Source organism: Legionella nagasakiensis, from assembly GCF_900639915.1.
Lineage (GTDB): Bacteria > Pseudomonadota > Gammaproteobacteria > Legionellales > Legionellaceae > Legionella_A > Legionella_A nagasakiensis.
On record NZ_CAAAID010000009.1, the window covers coordinates 66,277 to 83,695 of the forward strand.

Here is a 17,419-nt window from a genome sequence, read left to right on the forward strand (position 1 = left end):
AGTTCGGGCTGATTCAATGGCTTGTAAAAATAAAAAAATCGCTGCAAGAGGGTCAAAATAAGCGATATACTTTAGCCTCTGATTTTCAAGAGATGGGTTATGAATAAAAGCAAATGGAAAACAATCTCAGATATCCGCCGTGAGTATGGTCAATTGAATTTAAGTGAAGAAACAATACCGGATAATCCAATTGAATTATTTGAAGAATGGTTTACTGAGGTATTGCAATCGGAGAAAAGTGATCCGACAGCCATGGTGCTTTCCACGGCCGATGAAAGAGGTTTTCCAGATTCTCGTGTGGTACTTTTAAAAGGCATAGAAGACAGTACGTTTATTTTTTATACAAACTATCAAAGTGCCAAGGCCATGCAAATCGCCAAAAATCCATACGCAGCACTAAATTTCTATTGGCCGCAAACAGCAAGGCAAGTTCGAATCCGTGGGCGTGTCAAACGGACTACTACTGTTCAGTCTGATATGTATTTCGCATCAAGGCCAAAAGCCAGTCAATTCAGCGCTATTGTATCCCCGCAAAGTCAGGAAGTTACAGGAAGAGCCGAACTTGAGCAAAGATTAAATGACTTAATTGTTAATCATCAACAAGAAACGGTGGTGCGCCCTGAGCATTGGGGCGGGTATATTATAATTCCTGACGAGATTGAGTTTTGGCAAGGGCGTGACAGTCGCTTACATGATCGCATTCATTATTATCGTAAAGAAGGCGAATGGGTTCATCGAAGATTGGCTCCATAATTTATTGTCAAAAAAACGTAAATTTTTTCCTCTCATAAGCACAGTCTTATTTCCAGCGATAGAATGGTATCTAAATGGAATGGTTGTCTAGTACATGGATAATCATCAAGAAATTTATTAAGAAGGGGGATAGCAACATGGACAATTTCAAGGGGCTATTATCAGATGTTAAATTGCAATTTAATATTGAACACCCAAGTTTTGAAGAGTGTTATGCTTTCGGTTATGAGTGTGCTTTGGCGGAAATAGAGGAGACAGAGAATCCTTTCCGTACAGGTACAAAAGAAAGTGAACAATGGCTTGAAGGGTGGTGGGCTGGTTTTTATGGTGAAACGCCTATCTATGATCTTGCTGATTATATGAGTAGCTCCGTCGATTCAGTAAAAAAAGCGGCTAACGATGAAGCGTATCATGAGCAGCTAAAATATATGTTTTTTGCCAAAGTCTTGGAAATTACAGGTGTTATTGCCGTTTCAGCGCTTGTTGGATATCAGGTCATTGATTTAGTTGCCTAATGTTTTTTAAAAGCCCTGGGTTGTATGAGAGCCTGTTTTGAACAGGCTCTAAGATATTATGATTTAGGGTTTTTTTCTTTTTATGCATGAGTTTCTAATAAAAAATTGAGTATAGCCAGCTTGATCTCATTGTAAAAATTGCATGGGATTTATTTTGGTTAATTAAACAGCTTTAGCACCATGCTTCGCATTCTTGCCAGTTCGCTGGGATTGAATTCTTTGTATAGGTCGCTGCCAATGTTTAGGCTCACAAAAACGTTTTCGCCAAGCCCTTTTAAAAGATTCACACCAGTGAGGTGCAGTATTTGAATTTTATCTGAAATGTCATAAACCCATTGATTAAAAAAGCTCATGTTGGTAAAAACCGGTAAAAAAATTTGACCATTTTCTTCCAAATAAAGCACCTCAGGTTCTTTGGCGTCAGAATTTTTTTCGATAGGGATAATAAAATTAGCTTTAATAAATTCCAAGTAAGCTTTATTGGCTTCTTTATTACTGCCATCGGCGGTAAAAGCTTTGGCAATTGCTTTTTCTAATTCATTCATGTTCTTTGACCTGTTTAATTGAAGCTGATTTTTTGCTCAAGGATACTTAAAATTTATTGATTATTCCAAACAAGTGGGCTTAAATGATTTGAAACCTACCGCACATTGATCAATTAAGATAATAATTTATCAATAGAGAGAGAATATACATCAATAAACTCCAGTTTTTCAGCGTCTATTTTTTGATAAAAGTTCTGACCTATTGTGTTATCTTTCACACACCAGATATTAAATCTTCCAATATTTTTTTCTTTTGCAATCAATGCAAGCTGTTTTAATAAATGTCGGCCTACTTTGAGCCGTCTATAGGAAGGACTGACATATAAATCATCAATTTGTATCATAGGATTGCGGTTAAAGGCTCTATTAATATTGGCAAAAGTGTATAAACAAAATCCAATAAGTTGATCTTGCCTATTCACGGCAACTAAACAATTCCAGTCTGCATCTGTTCCAAATAATTCATTTTCTAAGCGTGATCTTGTTAATTTGAAGCGTTCGAATATGCCTTCGTGCTTTACCAAATCAATAAACATGGTAAATAATTGATCTGTATCTTTGGGTAGAATAGGTCTAATAGAATAATGCATATATCTTTCTTTCGTATTAGTCATAAATAATGAAGGCATTATAATCTTTAGAGTGTTACTGGAAAACTCCGTATTTTTGATAAAATGCTACTTTTAAGCAAAGTGTTGAAATTATTGACCGTACCAGTATAATAAATCATTTGGTCTGCATCTTTGTTGAACAAATTTGTGACTTGTACATTAGGAATAGAACAGTCTATTCGTCATGACTGTAAAAGAAATTAGTGGATTTATGAAGACATTTGTTCTATCTCAAGCAGAAAAGTTACGTAAAAATCAACTTGGCTATGCATGGCTTGTTTGGGGTCTTGCCGCCACCTTTTATTTTTCCGATTACATGGCTCGGGTTGCGCCAGGTGTCATGCATCGTGATTTACAAATTGATTTTGGTATGAATGAAGCTGGGTTTGGTATTCTCACTGCTTCATTTTATATTCCTTATATTTTAATGCAAATTCCAGTTGGGCTTACTGTTGACAGAATCAGTATTCGTTGGTTACTAACGGTTATGTCTCTTGTTACTGCCTTTGGTTGTTGTGTGTTTGGCTTGGCTGATGGTTTAATGACAGCTTCGGTTGGTCGTATGCTCATCGGATTCAGTGCCGCGTTTGCTTTTGTTTGTGCTTTACGTTTAGCCACTTCCTGGTTCCCTCCAATTATGCTTGGATTACTGGCGGGTTTAACGCAAGCGTTAGGCATGTTAGGTGCGGCTGCTGGTGAAGCACCGGTATCTTTTTTGGTTGGTGCTATTGGATGGCGGCACAGCATGCTGGTCATTGCATTTTTATTCATTGTACTTGCAGCGTTACTCTACCAATTTGTTCAGGATAAGCCGGGCACTAAAATTCATAAAGAAACTGAAGTAAAGAGACTGAGTATCTTACAAAGTCTTCGTGTTATTTTATCGCATCGCCAAGCTTGGCTAAATGCATTATACGCCGGGTTTCTTTTTGGCCCAACAGCTGTTATTGGCGAAGCAATTGGACCTGCTTATCTTCAATATGGCAGAGGGCTTAGTGCACATGCCGCAGCGTTTGCTACTGGGTTGATTTTTATTGGTTGGGGAATCGGTGGACCTTTATCGGGCTGGTTATCTGATAAAATGGGACGAAGGAAGCCCATTATGATAGTTTCTGCTTTATTTGGTCTTGTCCTTAGTACACTTTTTGTGTTTTATCCTAATTTGAATAAAAATACTGCTTACCTATTGTTTTTTATTTTTGGTTTGACCAATACAGGTGTTGCAATTGCTTATGCAGTGTCAACCGAATTGCATAAACGCAATGTGATCGGAACATCAATCGCATTTACCAATATGACCTCCATTTTTGTAGGTGCTTTACTGCAACCTTTAGTTGGGCGATTAGTAGACTTAGTGTCAGGTGTACGTGCTTATCATGTTGAAACGCTCACGCTTTCCGATTTTCAATTTGGCTTACGTATTTTGCCTTTATGTTCTTTGGTTGCTCTAATTTTAGCGTTTACAGTGAAAGAAACTTATTGTAAACCGCTGAAGGATTAATTATAAAGTTAACAAGCATCTTAAAAAATGCTGGTTAGTTGTTGGAATGATATTGCTGGCAATAACCTGCTTCGTATTTCTCATCTCTTTTGAATTTTCCTTAATTTTTTAACATTTACATGACTAGTTACTTTGCTAGACAGTAATTATCGTGTTTTAATATCAGCTGTTTTCTATCATGAGTTTTTGCGATAGGATGCTATTCCTCTTACAGCATTTTGATTAAAACGTCGCAGGAAAGAGGCCATTACCAACACGGAGATAAGAATGAAAAAATTGATAGGATTAGTGGTTATTATACTTGTTCTAGTCCTCGGCAGTTACTATGGAACGGGATTAATTACAGAGCGGACACTTAAAAAAAATGTCAATATGATTAATCAATCTAATGGGTTATACGTTGATGTAGAACAATACGATCGCGGCTGGTTTACTTCTCAGGCAAAATTTAAATGGCATTTACATGTCCCCGAAAGAATTACTAAAGATCAAAACGATCAGTCTAAAGTGATTCCAGCTCAAGACTATGCGATGGATATGCCGCTTACCATCTATCATGGACCTGTCATTTTTTCGAATGTGGGAATACGATTTGGGTTAGGTTATGCGCATACGGTTTTGACGTTGCCGCAACCTTATGCAGAACAATTTTCTACAGTTTTTTCTAATCAATCAACCAGGCCTACGCTGAATTTAAGTGTATTGGTCAATTACTTAAATAAAAGCCGTCTTCGCATTGAGCTGCCTGCTTTTACGCTAATCGCCAAAGAAGGGAAAGGACAATTTGAATGGCTTGGAATGACGAGTGATGTGACTGTCTCGTCAAGTTTGAGCACCATTGATGGTGATTTGACGATCGATGGCATAAAGATAATAAAAGACAGCATGAATGCAGTCATTGGCAAAATTACCAGTAATTATGATCTTCATCAAACGAAAGAGGGTTTATATCTTGGTGAGGCCAATTTTTCTTTCCCTTCGTTGATGATTAACAATAAGGACCAAAAAATATTTGAATTGGAACAATTTGATATTCACACCAGCAGTGATGTTGATGGTGGGTTGTTTAATTCTTATTTAAAAACATCGTTGGAACAGATTGTTACGAATGGTAAAAAGTATGGACCTGGCATTCTTAAAGTATCTCTGAAAAATTTGGATGCTGAGGTACTTGCACAAATTAATGAACAAGTAAACAGAATGCAGCAAGGTTCAGCGCAAGAACGTCAGAAAGCACTATTGGTTCTGCTTCCTGAGCTGCCAAAATTATTTAATAAAGGGGCGAAATTTGAAATTTCTGAAATGAGCTTTGCTATGCCGGAGGGTACGGTTGCAGGGCATGTATTGGTATCCTTACCTAAAAGTGATAGCAGTAACCCATTTCAATTAATTCAACAAGTTGAAGGAGAAGGGAAGTTTAAGATACCTGCCATTGTGCTTAAAGGTTTAATAGTGGCTTCTCTCAAGCAACAATTAATGCAGCAGCCAGCACTGCCCCAGGCTATTGCTGAGCAAATGAAAAAAGATGGACAGAGTGAGAATAATGTAACTGGCAGTGCGGATGAGGAAATGGCAAAGCATTCAGATGCTTCCGATGAACAAAACCAAGAAGCACAAAATGAATCTTCTCAAGATACCTCAGCAACGGCTTCCGCTATCCGGTCGCCTGCAGATGTTGAAAAACAGGCAACGATGCAGACCGAGGAAAGATTGTCATCATTAGTGCAGGCAGGGATACTAAAAACTGAAGGAAATGACTATACGATAGAGCTTAAGCTTGAGAATGGGCAGCTTAGTGTAAATGGACAGCCGTTTAATCCTGCCATGATGAAATTTTGATACAATGTGTGGGAAAACCCACACATTTAAGCAAAGTATTCATATCTATGCTTGTCGGGATTTGCTCAATTCGTTAAAATCATGCTTTTGAAAGAAGGAGTTAATAATAATGACAACAATCAGCAATGAAGCTGGGGATACAACCGCATCTTTAGCAGCCAGTGTCACTCAATCTGTGCAAAAATATTTTTCTGAGCTCAAGGGAACTGATCCTGTTGACCTTTACCAGTTTGTTTTAGAAGAAGTTGAAGCTCCTCTATTCCGAGCCGTAATGGAGCACTGTAAATATAATCAATCCCGTGCTGCCTTAATGCTTGGTATTAGTAGAGGAACATTAAGGACAAAATTACGCCGATATTTTGATGATAAGTATGTTGGCACCCGTGAATAATTGATATCAAAAAAGCTTGCCAATGAGAATTCCGCATGCTTCGGGATTGATTCAATCCCTTGACGTTAAAATCAAAAAGGATCACTTAAAAAATGATCATAGTTTTTGGGGGTTCCATAGTAAAAGAGGAAGATGTAAGGTCTTCCTCTTTTTTTATAAACAGTAGCTGTTTTAGAACGCTTGCGGTTTTTATTCAGCAAACATGGAGCTGACTGATTCTTCTTCATTAACACGTTTGATGGCTTGGGCCAACATTTCCCCCAGGCTTACAACTCTGATTTTTGGGCAATTTTTCGCTGCTTCTGAAAGAGGAATGGTATCTGTCACGACCACTTCATCCAGGGTTGAATGAATAATATTGTTAATTGCTGGTCCTGATAGTACTGGATGAGTAATATAGGCACGAACACTGATTGCTCCGCTGTTTTTTAACTCTTGCGCAGCAGAACATAAGGTTCCAGCTGTATCAACAATATCATCAACAATTAGGCAATGGCGATCTTTAGGTTCACCAATGATGTGCATGACTTCAGATTTGTTAGGGCCAGTTCGACGTTTGTCAATAATGGTTAACTCAGCATCGTTCAAACGTTTTGCCATCGCTCTAGCGCGAACGACCCCCCCTACATCGGGTGATATGACCATGATGTTATTTAGATTTTGTTGTTGAATATCCTCGAGCAAAATAGGAGTTGAGTAGACGTTGTCGACTGGCATGCAAAAGAACCCTTGTATTTGGTCTGCGTGTAGGTCTACAGTCAGCACGCGGGATATTCCCACAGAAGTCATCATATCTGCGACAACTTTGGCTGTGATAGGGACTCGTGCTGACCGAACTCTTCTATCTTGTCTTGCATAACCAAAATAAGGTACAACGGCAGTAATACGGCCGGCAGAGGACCTTCGCAGCGCATCAGCCATGACCAGCAATTCCATCAAGTTGTTGTTCGCTGGCGCACACGTTGATTGAATAATGAACACATCCCTGCCTCGGACATTTTCAAGTATTTCTACCATCGTTTCACCATCGCTAAATGTACCTACGTTGGCTTGACCTATTGATAGATTTAAATAAGAAGAAATTTTATGTGCAAGTGCTGGATTGGCATTGCCGGTGAAAATCATCATTGTGGACATGTGGATGAGACCTTCGATTTAGTTTAATCGGTAGCTTAAACACATGGCAGAAGACAGCCAGAAAGATATTATTATTATTTTAGCGGTCCGGTGAACGCATCCTTCCCGAGTATCTTCTGCCGTCTGTTTACTTGAATCAACAAGAGCATGGCTGGGGTGCTAGGATTCGAACCTAGGAATGCAGGGATCAAAACCCTGTGCCTTACCGCTTGGCTACACCCCAATAAGCTGAAGATTCTTTTTTATCCATAAAACGCACGAAGCTTTTACTTCGAACTGGTGCGTATTTTGCAGCGATTTAATTGCCTTGTCAATGAAGCCATGAAAAAAATACGCTAGATGCATGAACACAGTCTATTAAATTTCTTTCCGGTGCCGTAGTTGGGTGTCGTGCGTAAATTGCCTTTGCTCCTTTCTTTTGCAAGGGAGCTCGTTCCATTAATTCCTCTCTTTAAAAAGGGAATAATTTTTTAATTTACGCTACAGACCATCGTTTTATAATTAATTTGATCATTACTCCATGACCTTTTAAACGGATTTTACTCGGTAAATCAATGTTTTTAAGGGAAGTATATCGTGCGTAATCAATGGTATAGCCCGCCTGTTTAAGCTGAGTTAGATGATTGTATTGGTCGTATTTTGTTGATTGAACTGCGCCAGGAGCCGGTAAACCTCTAACCCAATAATACAGATTTGTGACCGGTAATCGGATGCCTGTTTGCTGGTATAGCAATTCATCGGCACTGTTTGATGAAGCGGTTTTTGGCCCATCTTTATAGGTGATCATGCCGCCTTCTTTTTCAATAATGACTGTCCCTCCTCCTAGAGGTCCAAACAAGCGTATTTGATAGCGATTCATCCCTTGTTGTCGCCAATTCAAAGAAGCGGACCATGCTTTTTTTTGATTGTTAGCAGCCATTGCTCCTGAAATTTCCCAAGAAGATATCGTGGCGGTTTTTTCTTCCCGCTCGACAACGGGCATGGTTTCGTTTATTGGAGCTTCTGGTGCTGGCTTTGGAGGGGCGCAAGCAGTAAGAAGTCCTAGGACAACAATAATGTGGCGTTTAAATGCATTCATTGCGTGATTAAACTCCCTATTAATAAAAACAACTTAATAAATAACGCTCAAGAATCTGAAAACCAGCATATGGTCAATAGTCTTCAGATTAAGTCGGTAATAGTTTTTCGAACAACAATACGCTAGACTGAAAAATTATGCAATTGATTAAGATAGTTGGATATGAAGCAGAAAGCAATTTATCCTGGAACCTTTGATCCAGTAACAAATGGGCATATTGATCTTATTACTCGTGCAGCAAAAATATTTCCCGAATTGATTGTAGCGGTTGCTAGCAACGATGTTAAGCGTCCTTTCTTTCCATTAAGCACAAGGATTGAATTAGTACAAAATGCATTAGGAACATTACCCGGCGTAAAGGTTATGGGTTTTGATACGCTCTTGATTCATTTTGCGCTCAAGCAAGAGGCGGGTGTCATTTTACGGGGATTGCGTGCAGTGTCTGATTTTGAATATGAATTTCAATTAGCAGGCATGAATCGTAAATTGGCAAAAAATATTGAAACCATGTTTTTAACACCCTCTGAAAATTACATGTTTATTTCATCCACACTTGTTAGAGAAATAGCCGTCTTGGGAGGCGATGTCTCGGAATTTGTTCCTGATGTCGTTGTTTGTGCGCTAGAAAGCATGCGGACTCAGAAAAAATGAGTTGGGTTATTACTCACCTAATTCAGGTTCTTATTGCTGGCTTATCTTTAAGCGTTTCTATGATGGCTGTAGCGGGTGAGACTATGTTGCCTCCTGGCCATGCTGTTGCTAGTGCTCACCCGTTAGCTACCCGTGCTGGGCTTGAAATTCTTGCGCAAGGAGGAAATGCTTTTGATGCTGCCATTGCCGTTAGTGCTGCTCTTGCAGTCGTTGAACCTTATCATTCTGGCTTAGGAGGTGGGGGATTTTGGCTATTACATGAAGCAAAGAACCAAAAAAATATATTTATTGATGGTCGAGAAGTTGCTCCACGTGCAGCGTCAAAGAATATGTTCTTGGCTTCTGATGGCAAACCTATTCCAAAATTATCATTAACAGGCGGTTTATCGGCAGCTATTCCCGGAGAACCAGCGGCATTGGTGTATATAGCGAGAGAATTTGGTCGATTGCCTCTTAAGAAATCACTAGCTCCAGCCATTCGCTTAGCAGAAAAAGGATTTATTGTAGATTATCAGTTGCAATACTTTTTAATGATGGGTGATCGTTTGCAGCAATTAAAGAAATTTCCTGGTTCTGCAGCGATTTTTTTACATGATGGAAAACCGTATCGGGTTGGCGAATGCCTATATCAACGTGATCTGGCAAACACATTGCGTTTATTAGCTGAAAAAGGTCATGATGGATTTTATCGAGGTAAGATTGCATCACTGTTGGTAAACGGTGTGAATCGTGCTGGAGGAATTTGGACCTTGGAAGATTTAGCGTCTTATCAGATTAAAGTTCGCGAGCCTTTGCAAGGTTATTATCATCAGATGCATATTGTTACAGCACCTCTTCCTTCTGCTGGAGGTATTGCTCTATTAACCATGCTTAATATTCTAGCAGATTATCCTTTGCAAGCTTTGTCAAAGGCACAATGGGTGCATTATTTGGCTGAAGCAATGCGCTTGGCTTTTTGGCAGCGCGTGGAACTTTTAGGTGATCCTGATTACATTAGGGTGGATGTATCCAAGCTATTATCTACTGAAAACACCCAATTCCTGCGTTCTTTGATTCAGGATACCCATGCGACAAAGAGTTCATCATTGCCTGCTAAGGCATCATTGCAGGATGATAAATACAACACAACGCATTTTTCTATTCTCGATGGTGAAGGTAATCGTGTTGCGGCAACGTTAACGATTAATTATATTTTTGGTTCCAGTGTCGTTGCGGAAGGGACTGGTGTTTTGTTAAATGATGAAATGGACGATTTCTCGATAAAACCAAAAGTGAAAAACGTATTTGGCATAATAGGCAGTGAAAAGAATCAAATCGAACCTGGCAAACGGCCACTTTCCAGCATGACTCCTACCTTTCTCGAGTTGCCGGAGCGGGTAGCCATTCTGGGTACGCCAGGCGGAAGTCGTATACCAACCATGGTATTGCTTGCCTCACTTTCTTTTTATGACTTTTATGGTGCAATTAAGATGGTATCGGAAATGCGTTTCCATCATCAATACTTACCTGATTGGTTAATGTTTGAGCCAGATACTTTTTCACCAACTGTGCAAAAGAAATTATTAAGTATGGGATATCAATTGGTGGCTTTACAGCAATATTATGGTGACATGCAGGCAATTACCTGGGATCAAAAGCGCCAGTTAATCACAGCAGCTTCTGATCCCAGGCACATGGGGAGGGCGGTCGTGGTTATACGGAAAAATAACGATGGTTATGGCTTGCTGCATTAAAGGATTACGAGCGGCTGTAACAAAAGCACACAATAGGTCAATAGACCTTTCTAAGTATGTGGCTCTCCTATCAAGTCTTGTATGGCCTCATGAACTTTTTCTATCAAGTCTTCTTTGTTTTCTAACGTGTATTTTGAAGCATCAATGGCTTTCCCAACATGAATTTCTGCTGTCCGATGGATATTAAATTGATAGGTGCGAGCGGGCAAAATTTCGTAGGCACCTTTTATCCCAATAGGAATTATGACCGCCTTTGCTTCAATGGCAGTAATAAAGCCTCCTTTTTTAAATGCATTCAATTTTCCATCTTTAGAACGAGTTCCTTCTGGCGCTATCCACATGACAATACCGCTTTCCAACAGTTGACGAACAGCTTGTAAATCCTGAATTGCTTGCCTTCGGTTTTTACGGTCAATGAAAGGAAATTCCGCCGCTGTCATGCCTTTTCCCATAATTGGAATCTTCGACAATTCCTTTTTTGCCAGCATGCGGATGGAGTGATTAGGAAATGCCTTGAGACTGAGTGGTATATCATACAGGCTGCTGTGATTACACATGATGATGGTGGGTTGTCCGGGTTGGGGTTCCACGTTGTGAGGATTAACTAATTTAAATTTCACATCAACCAAATTAAGAATCTTAGCCACCCAGCGATGAATGGTTTTATCAACCCATTCTCGATTAATTTTACCAGAAAACTGCTTAATTGCGGCGTGGCCACAGATGACTGCAGTATAGAATGCAGACAAGAGCATAATCCATAAGGTACGTAATTTACTTGCTTTCATGATGTACTCGATGTTGATTTAGTTGGAGCAGATGATACTGTAAGCGTCTTTTCTTGCCTATAAAAGATTTTTCTAGGTTAACAAACTCTGAGAGGCTGCATTGGTTGACATTTAGAGCAAAAAGCGGAGTTACGCCCCGAAATGGTCATCGCCAGGATGCGCTCATGACAAGCAGGGCATGGGAGTCCTTGACGGCCATAAACATTAAGGGCGGCTGAAAAATAACCGGGCTTTCCATCTGAGGCGTAAAAATCACGTAACGTTGTTCCGCCGGCATTGATGGCTTGTTGCAAGACTTGTTTAATTTTATTGCTCAACAGTATAAATTGTTCTTTTGTGATTAGGCCAATGGCGGCTTGAGGGTGAATGCCGGCAAGAAATAGGCTTTCAGTTGCATAAATATTTCCAATTCCGACAACCACATGATTATTCATTATGAATGATTTAATGCTCTGCGTTTTACCTTGGGCACGGTCGTATAAATAATCACCATTAAAGTCACTGGAGAGAGGTTCTGGTCCTAAGCGTGTTAATAGAGGATGCTGGCAGGGAGGTTCGGTGAGATAGAGCCAGAGGCCAAAACGACGAGGGTCATGATAACGTAAAATGAAGCGATTAGATAAATATAAGTCGACATGATCATGTTTTCTAATTGGGGAGTGCAAATGATCTAGACGTAAATGCCCTGACATTCCTAAATGAATGAGCAATGTGCCGCTTGATAGCTGTAGAAGGAGGTATTTTCCTCGGCGGGCAATATCCAATATTTTTTGATCTGCACAGGATGTGGACAAGTCCGAAGGTATAGGAAGTCGCAATTTGGTTTGGCGTACGTGAATGCATTCTATGGTTTGGTTTAGTAAAAAAGGATGTATTCCTCGTTTGGTTGTTTCAACTTCAGGTAATTCGGGCATTGTTGAATTCTTAGTCTTGATTTCGATCTTTGTGTTCTATGATACGGCCTTCTGAATTTTTTGGCGATTGGCGATGGAAGAAATAATTCTTTATGAATACGACTAACCAAATGAAGCCACCGATGATGATGCCCCATACCACGACGTAAAAGAACATAATTAACAATCCAACAGCAAAGGCAATAGCAATGCCTAGCATGATGAAAGGGATAAGATGTTCTAGTATTTGCTGCAATTTATTGTTCATAATAAAGCCTTGCTGTTTTTTTGAATCAAATCAACGCATTTTCTTGGTTCTTAGGATGATTGGCATTTGCTTTCCTGAAGCAAAAATGATAATGATTCTAGAATATGCTCTAGCCTAATTCAAATGGGTCTATGAAAATTATCGTCCACAATACGCTTTGATGCAATCCGGATTGTCCAAAATATGATATCATTAGTATAATGTTTCCTGTTTTTTAGCATTATGCTTTATCAACGTGCTCGATTGAACGTTTTGTTCTTAAGAGTTTGTTAACAAGCTCTTAGCTTTATCATTCACCTGGGGAGTAAACCTATGCTTTTTGGTGTTTTAAATCTGTCATTTTGGGGGTATGTACTAGCAACCATCATACTAACACAAATCACGATTGCCTCTGTCACGATTTATCTGCATCGGCATCAAACACATCGTGCATTGAGTTTGCATCCTATCATCAGTCATTTTTTTCGCTTTTGGCTCTGGTTAACGACGGGGATGGTTACAGCGGAATGGGTTGCTATCCATCGTAAGCATCATGCAACCACGGATATCGAGGGAGATCCACACAGCCCGAAAGTGCTCGGCTTGAAGAAAGTGTTCTGGCAGGGTGCTGAATTGTATCGTGAGGCTGCGAAAGACAAGGAAATGATTGAAAAATACTCCCATGGAACACCAAATGACTGGATCGAGCAGAAGCTTTATTCACGCCATTCTGCTAAGGGAATTTTATTGATGTTTCTTGTGGACCTTTTTTTATTTGGTATTCCAGGTATTACCATCTGGGCACTACAAATGATATGGATTCCACTTTGGGCGGCTGGTGTTGTCAATGGCGTAGGTCATTTTTGGGGCTATCGAAATTTTGAATGTCCCGATGCCGCAACGAATGTTTTCCCCTGGGGATTTTGGATTGGTGGTGAAGAATTGCATAACAATCATCACACGTTTGCTTCATCGGCTAAATTCTCAGTCAAGTGGTGGGAATTTGACTTGGGGTGGTGTTACATTCGCATTTTGTCTTTCCTGGGACTTGCCAAAGTTAAAAAATTGCCGCCTAAATTAGCCAGAGAAGAGGGCAAACGGCATGTTGATTTGGATACCGTGAAGGCTGTCATATCAAATCGTTTTCAAATTATGTCTCACTATTATAAGGAGGTTGTACGTCCAATCCTGCGCCAGGAAAAGCGCAATAATGTAGAAAATAAAAGAGATAAACGATTATTTTTACGAGCAGGAAGTTTATTACGGCGCCAGGAAAAACTCTTATCCCCACGTGCAAGTACTCGGTTACAAGCATTGTTGAGTCGATACGAGCGACTACGTCTTGTCTATAGCTATCGTCAATCGTTGCAAAGTATCTGGTTAAAAACAGCTACGTCACAAAAAGAATTAATTGAATCATTGCAGCAATGGTGCAAACAGGCGGAGGAATCGGGTCTTGAAGTATTGCGTCAATTTGCACAGCAGTTAAAAGGCTATGTGCCCAAGCCAGTCATTATTGCTTAAATTAAGAATCATCTACAGATGGCTTAAGCTATTTGCAGATGAGTCATTCAATTCAAATGATTGTAGACCAATAAATTTGACATCTTGAGACTTTTGAACTGTAGTATAATCTCTGTATTGTCAAGAGGGAGGGTTAGAAGAATGGAGCAAAAGATTGCAGTAGTAACCGGAGGTACCGGAGGGATTGGTACAGCAATATGCCAACGGCTGGCTGCCGATTATCACGTTATTGCTTGTTATTTTAAGAACGGCAATCACGAGGCCGCAAAGCAGTGGCAAGCCTCGCAAAAAGAAGCTGGTTATGAGGTTGAGATCTTATACGCCGACATTGCTGATTTTGCTGATTGTGAAAAACTGGTTGCTTTAGTGATGGAGCGATATGGTCATATCGATGTGCTGGTTAATAATGCGGGCATTACTTGCGATACAACGTTTAAAAAAATGAAGCCAGAACAATGGCAGCAGGTTATCGACGCAAATTTGACCAGTGTTTTCAATATGACAAGAAATGTTTTGCCGGCCATGCTTGAGAGTAATTATGGTCGCATTATTAATATTTCTTCTATCAATGGCAGGAAAGGTCAATTTGGTCAATGCAACTATGCGGCAACCAAATCTGCTTTATATGGTTTTACCAAAAGTTTAGCACAGGAGGTCGCTGCCAAAGGAATTACAGTAAATACAATTTCTCCGGGTTATATTGAAACGCCAATGCTTGCTTCCATGAGAGAAGATATATTGAAATCAATTATTTCTAATATTCCTGTTGGTCGTTTAGGTAAACCGAGGGAAATCGCAGATGCGGTTGCATTTTTGGCATCCCCGGCTTCAGGATTTATTACTGGCGCCAACCTTGATGTGAATGGTGGCCAGTATATGTGAGCTCTCCGTGTGGATAGATAGCTTGTCATGAAGTTAAAAAAATGATGATTCATTTGACAGGCGCTTCTATCTGGCTTTTGATTAAGAAGAAAGATGCGCAACACAGGTTGGGTAGAAAATGAATAAAAAAGTGGCATTAATTACAGGAGGTAGTGGAGACATCGGAACTGCGATTGCTAAACAGTTAAATGGACTATACGGTAAAGTGATCGCGTTAGATATTGCTTCTTCCGATGAAAGCGCTGAATGGCTGACCCATTTAAGAAACCAGGGGTATCAGAATGTGTTATATCGACAAATGGATGTAACGGATTTTGAGGCTTGTCAGAAGATTATTGCTGCTTTGATATTGGAGTTTGGTCGGATTGATGTGTTGATTAACAATGCTGGCATTACGCGTGATGCGGTGTTTCATAAAATGACTAAGCAGCAATGGGATGATGTCTTACGAGTGAATCTTGATGGTATGTTTAATGTAACCCGTCATGTTGTTGACCATATGCGAGTCCAGGGCAGTGGGCGAATTGTGAATATATCATCGGTCAATGCTCAAAAAGGACAATTTTCACAAGCAAATTATGCAGCGTCTAAAGCGGGAATTTATGGATTTACCAAAAGTTTGGCTCAGGAGTTAATGTCGAAAAACATTACCGTAAATAGTATTTCCCCAGGGTATGTAGATACGCATTTAATGAAGGGGATTCGCCAGGATATTTTAGAAAAAATTATTGAACAAATCCCCGCAAAGCGTTTGGCTAAACCCGAAGAGATTGCATGGGCTATTGAATTTCTTATCGATGATAAAAGCAGTTACATTACTGGCGCGAATTTGAGTATCAATGGTGGATTGCATATGTACTAGCTGAGGTCTAGGTCTGGCTTCCTGCAGTTTTTATGAGAATTTTATGACTAGACTGATTAAAAAATACAAGAATCGGCGATTGTATGATACAGAAAAAAGTCGATATATTACTATTGACGATCTACAGCGCTATGTGGTGGATGGCTTGTCTTTTCGTGTTGAAGAGGCTGGGACGGGTAAAGACATTACAAATGGAACATTGATGCAGATTCTTGTGGAAATGGAAGCTGGATCAAGTCAATTTTTATCCTCAGAAATCCTTCGGCAATTAATCTGTTTGACGCATCATCCAATGAATAAAACATTAAAAGCCATGCTGGAACAAATGATGGAGTTTATGGATAAGCAAATGCAAGCGAGTCCTTATTTAAGCGACTATCAACAGGCCACCGATGCTTGGAATAAACAGATGCAGAGTTTTTTTAGTCAATGGCAGAATTTTTTCCGAAAATAGCGGTTAATTAGATTTACATTGTGTTGCAATGCAAAAAATATAGCATGTACTATTGACAAGGATGCCTAGTAGTAACTACAATTAAATTGTGCAATGCAACATAAATTGGAGGGTATGATGAATCAAGAATATTTTGAAAAATTATCGGATATGGCCAAAAAGGCACAGGAACCATTTCAAGCAATGGCCGAGCTGAATGTTAAAACGTTGCAAGGTTTCACTTATTTAAAGCCAGATGAATTTGCAAATGTTAAAAAACCGGAAGAATTACTGGAAAAACAAATTGAGCTGGCGGTTGCCAATGGCCATAAGGCTTTAGACTACATGCAAAAATCATTTCAAATCATGGAAAAAGCCATGCTTTCTCTTTTACAAGAAAGCAAAAGCAAATCTGAAGCAAAAAAGTGAAGACGGACTTTTTTTCATATCCCCGTTTTTCGGGGATTTTTTATTTTTGGTAAGAGGTAGTTAACATTTAAAATTCCCAGTGATATAGTCAGGAGGCATTATTCACTACATAAGGACATTAACATGGGGAATTGCTGTGGAAAATTCTTTGACCGAAATCAGGATGGAAAAGTAACGGCGTCAGAAGTATTCAAGACTATTGGGGAAGCAATCAATCTTTTAGACAATGTCGCCAAAACAGCCCAAGTGTATGTGCAAGCATTGGAAGCTGCAGGTGTCGATACGAAAGGAACACTGGAGGTATTAAGACGAATTAATACCATCACTGAAGCAAGCAGTGGGGTGGCTGATACTCTGGCAAGAATTAAAGTTCCCACGAAACTGGAAGAAATTGGCGATGTGGATGGTGATGGTGATTTTGATAAGGACGATGTGGTGGCATACTTAGAACATTCACAACGAGTATGTGATGCGTTAATTGCAGCGGGTGTCAATACTGCTGAAATTCAGAAATATCGTGATGATGTTCAAAAAGTCATTGATGTTGTGCGTATAACTCCTGCCCCTGCTGAAGTTCGCAGTAGAGTAGCTACTGTTTAATTCATAT

At 39.7% G+C, this 17,419-nt stretch carries 20 protein-coding genes and 1 tRNA gene; 13 read left to right on the forward strand and 8 right to left on the reverse strand.

Annotation, left to right across the window (positions count from 1 at the left end; translation table 11 throughout):
• The first annotated feature begins 99 nt into the window (after positions 1-99).
• Both pdxH and E1O52_RS08725 read left to right on the forward strand, forming a co-directional pair.
• A complete protein-coding gene (pdxH, locus tag E1O52_RS08720; protein WP_133128330.1) occupies positions 100-753 on the forward strand; it encodes a pyridoxamine 5'-phosphate oxidase in 654 nt (217 codons plus the stop codon).
• Positions 754-890: 137 nt separating this feature from the next.
• The gene (locus tag E1O52_RS08725) at positions 891-1,268 is read left to right on the forward strand and encodes a transmission trait enhancer LetE (RefSeq protein ID WP_133128331.1); all 378 of its coding nucleotides are present in this window, start codon (positions 891-893) and stop codon (positions 1,266-1,268) included.
• 158 nt (positions 1,269-1,426) lie between these two features.
• Here the strand turns inward: E1O52_RS08725 and E1O52_RS08730 are convergent, their stop codons facing one another.
• Both E1O52_RS08730 and E1O52_RS08735 read right to left on the reverse strand, forming a co-directional pair.
• Positions 1,427-1,813, reverse strand: a complete 387-nt coding sequence (locus tag E1O52_RS08730; protein ID WP_133128332.1) for an SseB family protein — start codon at positions 1,811-1,813, stop codon at positions 1,427-1,429.
• Positions 1,814-1,926: 113 nt separating this feature from the next.
• Entirely contained in the window at positions 1,927-2,442 is a 516-nt protein-coding gene (locus E1O52_RS08735; RefSeq protein WP_133128333.1) for a GNAT family N-acetyltransferase, read from the reverse strand.
• A gap of 193 nt (positions 2,443-2,635) precedes the next feature.
• On the opposite strand from E1O52_RS08735, the gene E1O52_RS08740 reads away from it, so the two are divergent.
• The 3 genes from E1O52_RS08740 to E1O52_RS08750 all read left to right on the forward strand — a co-directional run bounded on the left by E1O52_RS08740 (position 2,636) and on the right by E1O52_RS08750 (position 6,155).
• Positions 2,636-3,925: an MFS transporter gene (locus tag E1O52_RS08740; RefSeq protein WP_133128372.1), complete on the forward strand. Its 1,290-nt coding sequence runs from the start codon at positions 2,636-2,638 to the stop codon at positions 3,923-3,925.
• Positions 3,926-4,192: 267 nt separating this feature from the next.
• A complete protein-coding gene (locus E1O52_RS08745; RefSeq protein WP_133128334.1) occupies positions 4,193-5,764 on the forward strand; it encodes a YdgA family protein in 1,572 nt (523 codons plus the stop codon).
• A gap of 109 nt (positions 5,765-5,873) precedes the next feature.
• Positions 5,874-6,155 carry a helix-turn-helix domain-containing protein gene (locus E1O52_RS08750; protein WP_025384994.1) on the forward strand — a complete coding sequence of 94 codons (282 nt, stop codon included), beginning with the start codon at positions 5,874-5,876 and terminating at the stop codon, positions 6,153-6,155.
• A 189-nt stretch (positions 6,156-6,344) separates the two neighbouring features.
• Here the strand turns inward: E1O52_RS08750 and E1O52_RS08755 are convergent, their stop codons facing one another.
• The 3 genes from E1O52_RS08755 to lolB form a co-directional block, all read right to left on the reverse strand.
• Positions 6,345-7,292: a ribose-phosphate pyrophosphokinase gene (locus E1O52_RS08755; protein ID WP_133128335.1), complete on the reverse strand. Its 948-nt coding sequence runs from the start codon at positions 7,290-7,292 to the stop codon at positions 6,345-6,347.
• A 148-nt stretch (positions 7,293-7,440) separates the two neighbouring features.
• A tRNA-Gln gene (locus E1O52_RS08765) sits at positions 7,441-7,515 on the reverse strand.
• A 252-nt stretch (positions 7,516-7,767) separates the two neighbouring features.
• Entirely contained in the window at positions 7,768-8,370 is a 603-nt protein-coding gene (gene lolB / locus E1O52_RS08770) for a lipoprotein insertase outer membrane protein LolB (RefSeq protein WP_133128336.1), read from the reverse strand.
• A gap of 162 nt (positions 8,371-8,532) precedes the next feature.
• Between lolB and coaD the strand changes: the two genes are divergently transcribed.
• On the forward strand, positions 8,533-9,021 hold the full coding sequence (gene coaD, locus E1O52_RS08775) for a pantetheine-phosphate adenylyltransferase (RefSeq protein ID WP_133128337.1): 489 nt from the start codon (positions 8,533-8,535) through the stop codon (positions 9,019-9,021).
• Between the two features lie 59 nt (positions 9,022-9,080).
• The gene (gene ggt, locus E1O52_RS08780) at positions 9,081-10,754 is read left to right on the forward strand and encodes a gamma-glutamyltransferase (RefSeq protein WP_242602214.1); all 1,674 of its coding nucleotides are present in this window, start codon (positions 9,081-9,083) and stop codon (positions 10,752-10,754) included.
• Positions 10,755-10,804: 50 nt separating this feature from the next.
• On the opposite strand, the gene E1O52_RS08785 is transcribed toward ggt, so the two are convergent.
• The 3 genes from E1O52_RS08785 to E1O52_RS08795 form a co-directional block, all read right to left on the reverse strand.
• Positions 10,805-11,542 (reverse strand): lysophospholipid acyltransferase family protein, encoded by a 738-nt coding sequence (locus E1O52_RS08785; protein WP_133128339.1) that lies wholly within the window; start codon positions 11,540-11,542, stop codon positions 10,805-10,807.
• A 77-nt stretch (positions 11,543-11,619) separates the two neighbouring features.
• Positions 11,620-12,456: a bifunctional DNA-formamidopyrimidine glycosylase/DNA-(apurinic or apyrimidinic site) lyase gene (gene mutM / locus E1O52_RS08790; RefSeq protein WP_133128340.1), complete on the reverse strand. Its 837-nt coding sequence runs from the start codon at positions 12,454-12,456 to the stop codon at positions 11,620-11,622.
• Between the two features lie 10 nt (positions 12,457-12,466).
• On the reverse strand, positions 12,467-12,703 hold the full coding sequence (locus tag E1O52_RS08795; protein ID WP_133128341.1) for a hypothetical protein: 237 nt from the start codon (positions 12,701-12,703) through the stop codon (positions 12,467-12,469).
• A 312-nt stretch (positions 12,704-13,015) separates the two neighbouring features.
• Between E1O52_RS08795 and E1O52_RS08800 the strand changes: the two genes are divergently transcribed.
• From E1O52_RS08800 to E1O52_RS08825, 6 genes are all read left to right on the forward strand, one after another.
• Entirely contained in the window at positions 13,016-14,206 is a 1,191-nt protein-coding gene (locus E1O52_RS08800) for a DesA family fatty acid desaturase (protein WP_133128342.1), read from the forward strand.
• A 141-nt stretch (positions 14,207-14,347) separates the two neighbouring features.
• Complete coding sequence (phbB, locus tag E1O52_RS08805; protein WP_133128343.1) at positions 14,348-15,088, forward strand: acetoacetyl-CoA reductase; 741 nt, start codon at positions 14,348-14,350, stop codon at positions 15,086-15,088.
• Between the two features lie 118 nt (positions 15,089-15,206).
• Positions 15,207-15,950: an acetoacetyl-CoA reductase gene (phbB, locus tag E1O52_RS08810; RefSeq protein ID WP_133128344.1), complete on the forward strand. Its 744-nt coding sequence runs from the start codon at positions 15,207-15,209 to the stop codon at positions 15,948-15,950.
• A gap of 43 nt (positions 15,951-15,993) precedes the next feature.
• Positions 15,994-16,404 (forward strand): polyhydroxyalkanoate synthesis regulator DNA-binding domain-containing protein, encoded by a 411-nt coding sequence (locus tag E1O52_RS08815; RefSeq protein ID WP_133128345.1) that lies wholly within the window; start codon positions 15,994-15,996, stop codon positions 16,402-16,404.
• Positions 16,405-16,521: 117 nt separating this feature from the next.
• On the forward strand, positions 16,522-16,812 hold the full coding sequence (locus E1O52_RS08820; RefSeq protein WP_133128373.1) for a phasin family protein: 291 nt from the start codon (positions 16,522-16,524) through the stop codon (positions 16,810-16,812).
• Between the two features lie 123 nt (positions 16,813-16,935).
• Entirely contained in the window at positions 16,936-17,412 is a 477-nt protein-coding gene (locus tag E1O52_RS08825) for a hypothetical protein (RefSeq protein ID WP_133128346.1), read from the forward strand.
• Positions 17,413-17,419 lie beyond the last annotated feature (7 nt).

Excerpts from the sequence above, each read along its gene's own strand:
- mutM (WP_133128340.1), bottom strand. The coding sequence starts at position 12,456 with ATGCCCGAATTACCTGAAGTTGAAACAACCAAACGAGGAATACATCCT.
- ggt (WP_242602214.1), top strand. The coding sequence starts at position 9,081 with ATGATGGCTGTAGCGGGTGAGACTATGTTGCCTCCTGGCCATGCTGTT.
- E1O52_RS08815 (WP_133128345.1), top strand. The coding sequence starts at position 15,994 with ATGACTAGACTGATTAAAAAATACAAGAATCGGCGATTGTATGATACA.
- E1O52_RS08725 (WP_133128331.1), top strand. The coding sequence starts at position 891 with ATGGACAATTTCAAGGGGCTATTATCAGATGTTAAATTGCAATTTAAT.
- coaD (WP_133128337.1), top strand. The coding sequence starts at position 8,533 with ATGAAGCAGAAAGCAATTTATCCTGGAACCTTTGATCCAGTAACAAAT.
- E1O52_RS08800 (WP_133128342.1), top strand. The coding sequence starts at position 13,016 with ATGCTTTTTGGTGTTTTAAATCTGTCATTTTGGGGGTATGTACTAGCA.
- E1O52_RS08730 (WP_133128332.1), bottom strand. The coding sequence starts at position 1,813 with ATGAATGAATTAGAAAAAGCAATTGCCAAAGCTTTTACCGCCGATGGC.
- E1O52_RS08820 (WP_133128373.1), top strand. The coding sequence starts at position 16,522 with ATGAATCAAGAATATTTTGAAAAATTATCGGATATGGCCAAAAAGGCA.
- phbB (WP_133128343.1), top strand. The coding sequence starts at position 14,348 with ATGGAGCAAAAGATTGCAGTAGTAACCGGAGGTACCGGAGGGATTGGT.
- pdxH (WP_133128330.1), top strand. The coding sequence starts at position 100 with ATGAATAAAAGCAAATGGAAAACAATCTCAGATATCCGCCGTGAGTAT.
- E1O52_RS08825 (WP_133128346.1), top strand. The coding sequence starts at position 16,936 with ATGGGGAATTGCTGTGGAAAATTCTTTGACCGAAATCAGGATGGAAAA.
- E1O52_RS08740 (WP_133128372.1), top strand. The coding sequence starts at position 2,636 with ATGAAGACATTTGTTCTATCTCAAGCAGAAAAGTTACGTAAAAATCAA.
- E1O52_RS08785 (WP_133128339.1), bottom strand. The coding sequence starts at position 11,542 with ATGAAAGCAAGTAAATTACGTACCTTATGGATTATGCTCTTGTCTGCA.
- E1O52_RS08750 (WP_025384994.1), top strand. The coding sequence starts at position 5,874 with ATGACAACAATCAGCAATGAAGCTGGGGATACAACCGCATCTTTAGCA.
- lolB (WP_133128336.1), bottom strand. The coding sequence starts at position 8,370 with ATGAATGCATTTAAACGCCACATTATTGTTGTCCTAGGACTTCTTACT.
- phbB (WP_133128344.1), top strand. The coding sequence starts at position 15,207 with ATGAATAAAAAAGTGGCATTAATTACAGGAGGTAGTGGAGACATCGGA.
- E1O52_RS08755 (WP_133128335.1), bottom strand. The coding sequence starts at position 7,292 with ATGTCCACAATGATGATTTTCACCGGCAATGCCAATCCAGCACTTGCA.
- E1O52_RS08745 (WP_133128334.1), top strand. The coding sequence starts at position 4,193 with ATGAAAAAATTGATAGGATTAGTGGTTATTATACTTGTTCTAGTCCTC.
- E1O52_RS08795 (WP_133128341.1), bottom strand. The coding sequence starts at position 12,703 with ATGAACAATAAATTGCAGCAAATACTAGAACATCTTATCCCTTTCATC.
- E1O52_RS08735 (WP_133128333.1), bottom strand. The coding sequence starts at position 2,442 with ATGCCTTCATTATTTATGACTAATACGAAAGAAAGATATATGCATTAT.